Origin of the sequence: Mycobacterium sp. (assembly GCF_050701675.1) — a bacterium.
GTDB lineage: Bacteria > Actinomycetota > Actinomycetes > Mycobacteriales > Mycobacteriaceae > Mycobacterium.
In genome coordinates this window covers 1-5,048 of the sequence record NZ_JBOGDD010000321.1, presented here as the reverse complement: position 1 = coordinate 5,048, position 5,048 = coordinate 1, and the positions used below count along the sequence as shown (strand labels likewise).

Sequence of the window (5,048 nt, the reverse complement as noted above, 5' to 3'; positions counted from 1 at the left end):
ATCGAGTTCAGTGCCCACGGGCCGCCGGACCCGAAGGACCCTCCGCAGCCCGGCGGCGCGCCGTTGCCGCTCGACCTCGTCGAGCCAGGCCAGCGGCGAAAGACCTGCGCGCGTCACTGATGCTCCTCCCGAACTTGAACAGCGTTCAGGTTAGCGCACGCGCCACGCCGACCATCGCCGAGCCGATCCGAGCCACCTCGTCGGGAGTGCACACGTACGGCGGCATCGCGTAGACGAGGTTGCGGAACGGGCGCAACCAGACCCCGTTGCGCAACGCGGCGTCGGTCGCCACCGCCATGTCCACGGGCTCGCGCATCTCGATCACCCCGATCGCGCCGAGCACCCTGACGTCCGCCACCCCTGGGAGCTCAGCCGCCGGGGCCAGGCCCGCCGCAAGGCCCGCCTCGATGTCACGCACCCGCTGCCGCCAGTCCTGACCGATCAGCAGCTCGACCGAGGCCACCGACACCGCGCAGGCCAGCGCGTTGGCCATGAACGTCGGCCCGTGCATCAGCGCCCCCGGCTCGCCGGAGCTGATGGTCTCGGCGACGTCGGCGGTACACAGCGTTGCCGCCAACGTGAGGTATCCACCGGTCAACGCCTTGCCCACGCACATGATGTCCGGGCAGACGCCGGCGTGGTCGGCCGCGAACAGCTCACCCGTCCTGCCGAATCCGGTGGCGATCTCGTCGAATATCAGTAGCACGTCGTGGCGCGAGCAGGCCTCCCTCAGATCCACCAGGTACCTGGGATCGTGGAACCGCATTCCGCCCGCGCCCTGGACCACCGGCTCGACGATGACGGCCGCCAGCTCGTGCGCGTGCTCGGCGAGTTGCTCCTCGAACGCCGCGCTGTAGGCGGGGTCGTAGTCTCCTGGCACCTGCGGCGCGAAGACCTGTGCCGTCAGAACGTCCGTCCAGATCGAGTGCATTCCGCCGTCGGGATCGCAAACGCTCATCGGGGTGAACGTGTCGCCGTGGTAGCCGCCTCGCCAGGTCATCAGGCGGTGCTTCGCCGGCCTGCCCAGACTCCGCTGGTGCTGCAGCGCCATCTTCGCGGCCACCTCGACCGCCACCGACCCCGAGTCACTGAAGAACACCGTGTCGAGACCGTCCGGGGTGATCTCGACCAACAACTGGGCCAGCCGCGCGGCGGGCTCGTGGGTCAGGCCGCCGAACATCACGTGGTTCAGCGTGGCCAGCTGCCGGGTGATGGCCGCATCGAGAACGGGGTGGCCGTGACCGTGGATGGCGGTCCACCACGAGCTCATCGCGTCGATCACTTCAATCGGCTGACCGGCATCGATCACCGTCAGCGACGTACCGCGCGCCGCAACCGCCACCACGGCTGGAAGCGCGTCGGCTGAGATCTTGCTGTACGGATGCCACACGTGGGCGGAGTCGATGGCACTGATCTGGTCAGGGGTCATCGCGGGCACGTAGCCATCCTCTCTGCGGACGACCCCTCACCGCAAAACGCGCACCAGCCCCGGCATTCGGTAGATTGACCGACGACCATGTTGACCCTCTCCCCGGCCCGGGCGGTGCCAGACACCGGATCCGGACCCACTCAGCGCGCCCTGATGGGCACCCGGACGTCGGGCTTCTACAGGCATGATCTCGACGGTCTGCGCGGTGTCGCCATCGCCTTGGTCGCCATGTTCCACATCTGGTTCGGCAGGGTCTCCGGCGGCGTCGACGTGTTCCTCGCGCTCTCGGGTTTCTTCTTCGGGGGTCGACTCCTGCGCACCGCGCTGACCTCGGGTTCGTCGCTGTCCCCGGTACCCGAGGTGAAGCGATTGATCCGGCGGCTGTTGCCCGCCCTGGTCGTGGTGCTCGCCGCCTCGGCCGTGCTCACGATCCTCATCCAACCCGAGACGCGGTGGGAGACCTTCGCCGATCAGAGCCTGGCCAGTCTCGGTTACTACCAGAACTGGGAGCTCGCCGACACCGCGTCGAACTACCTGCGCGCGGGCGAGGCCGTCAGCCCGCTTCAGCACATCTGGTCGATGTCGGTGCAGGGCCAGTTCTACATCGCGTTCCTCGCACTGGTCTTCGGGCTCGCCTACCTGCTACGCAATCGTCTGCGCTCGCACATCAGGGTCGCGCTGATCGTGCTTCTCAGTGTGCTGACGATCGCGTCCTTCGTCTACGCGATCATCGCGCACGATACCGACCAGTCCACGGCCTACTACAACAGTTTCGCCCGCGGTTGGGAGCTGCTGCTCGGCGCTCTAGTGGGCGCCCTGGTGCCCCATGTGCGGTGGCCGATGTGGCTGCGGTCGACGGTGGCAGTCGTAGCGCTCGCCGCGATCCTGTCGTGCGGCGCCTTCATCGACGGCGTCAAGGAGTTCCCAGGCCCGTGGGCACTGGTACCCGTCGGCGCTACGGTGCTGTTCATCCTCAGCGGCGCCAACCGGATGGCCGATCCACACCTGGCGGCCGCCCACGGTCGACTGCCTGCGGTGAGCAGGCTGCTGGCGGCGGCGCCATTCGTGACCCTCGGGTCGATGGCGTACTCGCTGTACCTGTGGCACTGGCCTCTGCTGATCTTCTGGCTGGCGTATTCGGGTCACTCTCGTGCGAACTTCCTCGAGGGTTCCATCGTCATCCTCGTCTCGGGCGTGCTGGCGTGGCTGACGATGACGTACGTCGAGGATCCCCTCCGCCTACGCGCGTCGTCGGCGGCGAAGCAGGCCGTCGTCATCCCGTTGCGCACCCGGCTGCGGCGACCGACGATCGTGATGGGGTCGATCGTCACCCTGCTCGCCGTCGCACTGACGGCTACGTCGTTCACCTGGCGTGAGCACATGACCATTCAGCGCGCCAACGGCAAGGAGCTGGCCGGCCTCTCGTCGCGCGACTACCCCGGGGCACGCGCCCTCATCAACCACGTCAGAGTGCCCAAGCTTCCGATGCGCCCCACGGTGCTCGAGGCCAAGGACGACATCCCCGAGTCCACGACCCAGGGTTGCATCAGCGACTTCTCCAACACCGACATCATCAACTGCACGTATGGCGACCAAAACGCCACCCGCACAATCGCGCTGGCCGGCGGGTCACACGCCGAGCACTGGATCACCGCACTCGATCTGCTCGGCCGCATGCACGGCTTCAAGGTGGTCACGTACCTCAAGATGGGCTGTCCTCTCACCACGGAGCAAAACCCGCTGGTGATGGGCGACAACCGGCCGTACCCCAACTGTCGCGAATGGAATGAGAAGGTGATGCCACGGCTGATCGCCGACCGCCCCGCGTATGTCTTCACCACCTCGACGAGACCGTGGAACATCAAGGACGGCGACGTGATGCCGAGCTTCTATCTCGGCATCTGGCAGGCTTTGGGGGACGCCGGAATTCCGGTCCTGGCCATGCGCGACACCCCGTGGCTGGTGAAGGACGGTGAGCCGTTCTTCCCCGCCGACTGCCTCGCCGACGGCGGCGAGGCCATCTCCTGCGGCATCAAGCGTTCCGAGGTACTGTCCGACCACAATCCGACCCTGGACTACCTCGCGCAGTTCCCACTGTTGAAACCGCTCGACATGAGTAATGCGGTGTGCCGCCAGGACTACTGTCGCGCCGTGGAGGGAAATGTGTTGATATACCACGATTCTCATCACATCTCGGCTACCTATATGCGCACCATGACCAACGAGCTCGGACGCCAGATCGCCGCCGCCACCGGCTGGTGGTGAGCCGTGGTCTCCGCCATCTGGCCAGGTAGCTCATACCCGCTGGGCGCCACCCATGACGGTGCAGGCACCAACTTTTCGTTGTTCTCAGAGGTCGCCGAGAAGGTCGAACTCTGCCTGATCGGCAAGGACGGCACCGAAGAGCGCGTCAACCTCGACGAGGTCGACAGCTACGTCTGGCATGCCTACCTGCCGACCGTCACACCGGGGCAGCGCTACGGATTCCGCGTCCACGGGCCGTGGGATCCGGACGCGGGCCATCGCTGCGATCCCTCGAAGTTGCTTCTCGACCCGTACGGCAAGTCGTTTCATGGCGACTTCGACTTCACCCAGGCCCTCTTCTCCTACGACTTGAAGGCGGACGACCTCGCCTCTGGCGGCACCCCACCCATGGTGGACTCGCTCGGCCACACCATGACCAGCGTCGTCATCAACCCGTTCTTCAACTGGGGTTCGGACCGGGCGCCCAACACCCCGTACCACGAGACCGTGATCTACGAGGCGCACGTCAAGGGCATGACCCAAACGCATCCGGGCATCCCCGAGGACCAGCGGGGCACCTACGCCGGGCTGTGCCACCCGGTGATCATCGAGCACTTGAAGTCACTCAACGTGACGGCCATCGAACTGATGCCGGTGCATCAGTTCATGCACGATCACCGCCTGCTCGATCTGGGTCTGCGGAATTACTGGGGCTACAACACCTTCGGCTTCTTCGCCCCGCACTACCAGTACGCGGCCAACCAGGCCGCGGGCGGTGCCGTCGCCGAGTTCAAGAACATGGTCAGGTCCTTCCACGCCGCAGGGATCGAGGTCATCCTCGACGTCGTCTACAACCACACCGCCGAAGGAAACCACCTCGGTCCGACGATCAACTTCCGCGGCATCGACAACGCCGGCTACTACCGGCTACTCGACGGTGATCTGAAGCTCTACAAGGACTTCACCGGTACGGGTAACAGTCTCAACGTGCGCCACCCCCATTCGCTTCAGCTCATCATGGATTCGCTGCGGTACTGGGTGCTCGACATGCACGTCGACGGTTTCCGCTTCGACCTGGCGTCCACGCTGGCTCGCGAGTTCTACGAGGTGGACCGACTCTCGGCGTTCTTCGACCTGGTCCAGCAGGATCCGGTGATCAGCCAGGTGAAGCTGATCGCCGAACCGTGGGACATCGGCGAGGGCGGTTACCAGGTCGGGAACTTTCCTGGTTTGTGGACCGAGTGGAACGGGCAATACCGCGATACTGTGCGCGACTACTGGCGGGGCGAGCCCGCAACACTCAACGAGTTCGCCTCCCGGCTGACGGGCTCGTCCGATCTCTACGAGGCCACCGGCCGAAGGCCAAGTGCCAGCA

Annotated in this window: 3 protein-coding genes and 1 pseudogene; 2 read left to right on the top strand and 2 right to left on the bottom strand. The window is 65.7% G+C overall.

Annotated features, from left to right (window positions below; all coding sequences use genetic code 11):
- Together ACRDUX_RS09590 and bioA are read right to left on the bottom strand one after the other, a co-directional pair.
- Positions 1–117: pseudogene (locus tag ACRDUX_RS09590) on the bottom strand (8-amino-7-oxononanoate synthase); the annotation flags it as partial.
- A gap of 28 nt (positions 118–145) precedes the next feature.
- A complete protein-coding gene (bioA, locus tag ACRDUX_RS09585; RefSeq protein ID WP_526413279.1) occupies positions 146–1,429 on the bottom strand; it encodes an adenosylmethionine--8-amino-7-oxononanoate transaminase in 1,284 nt (427 codons plus the stop codon).
- A gap of 87 nt (positions 1,430–1,516) precedes the next feature.
- Here bioA and sucT point away from each other — a divergent pair, with 87 nt between their 5' ends.
- Positions 1,517–3,694 (top strand): acetyltransferase SucT, encoded by a 2,178-nt coding sequence (gene sucT / locus ACRDUX_RS09580; protein ID WP_526413278.1) that lies wholly within the window; start codon positions 1,517–1,519, stop codon positions 3,692–3,694.
- Between the two features lie 3 nt (positions 3,695–3,697).
- The coding region (gene glgX, locus ACRDUX_RS09575; protein ID WP_526413276.1) for a glycogen debranching protein GlgX at positions 3,698–5,048 on the top strand (1,351 nt) is incomplete at its 3' end.